Below are 1,003 nucleotides of genomic sequence, written 5' to 3' on the forward strand. Positions count from 1 at the left end.
GAGGGTTATCGTTTGGATATCAAACAAATGAAATACTTTGTAGAAGTTGTACGTCAAGAAGGGATGACACGTGCAGCGGAAACATTGTATATTGCACAACCGACGATGAGTAAAGCGATTAAAGAGCTCGAGTCTGAGATTGGTCAGCCGTTGTTTGATCGCACACGTCGTCAATTGTTGCTGACGGACGTGGGGGAAGTGTTTTACCATAAAGCCGTTGAAATTATAAAGTTATACGAAAGTTTGCCGAATGAGATCAGTAGTCTGCTTGGTCTTGAGAAAGGTTATATTTCTATCGGTATTTCTGCGTTGATAGACATGGAACGTTTAGTTCAAGTACTCGCACAGTTTCATCAACAGTATCCGAATGTCGTTTTTAATTTGGATGAAAATGGGGGTAAAACGATTGAAAATCAAGTGCGCAACAATGAAATTCACCTCGGATTAACTTCTTTACCTGTGGATAGTAAAATGTTCGATTCATTTCCATTGTATTCAGAGGAGTTCAAAGTCATAATGCATCATACCCATCCACTGGCCCAACAACAAACAGTGGCATTTAAAGCATTAAAAGATAAAGACTTTATTATGTTTAATGAAGACTTTTACATTAATGACAAAATCATTGCGTTAACACGACAAGCAGGCTTCGTACCGCATATTGTTTCTAAAATTTCGCAATGGCAATTTATCGAACATTTGATTACCGCAAAAATGGGTATCAGTATTTTGCCGAATAACATTGTACGTCTCATTAGTGAGAACCCAGAAATTCGTGTGTTGTCGATTGAAGACAATACAGTTTGCTTCAATTCAAAATGATTAAAATGGTGTTTTTCTTCGTTCTGTCCGTGATAGGATTGATGGATGTCGTCTGAGAAGTTAACATTAACTTTATTATATTTTTTACATTATTAAATAATGATGTACCTGTATTTTATAATAATACATCAACAAAAGACATATATACCAATAATTCAATTCATAAAGATATATATAAATC

Annotated in this window: 1 pseudogene; it reads left to right on the forward strand. The window is 35.2% G+C overall.

Going from position 1 to position 1,003, the window contains the following annotated elements:
• Positions 1 to 12 precede the first annotated feature (12 nt).
• Positions 13 to 804: pseudogene (locus CD118_RS11340) on the forward strand (LysR family transcriptional regulator); the annotation flags it as partial.
• Between the last annotated feature and the right edge of the window lie 199 nt (positions 805 to 1,003).

The sequence above is a fragment of the Staphylococcus coagulans genome (genome assembly GCF_002901995.1).
Classification (GTDB): domain Bacteria; phylum Bacillota; class Bacilli; order Staphylococcales; family Staphylococcaceae; genus Staphylococcus; species Staphylococcus coagulans.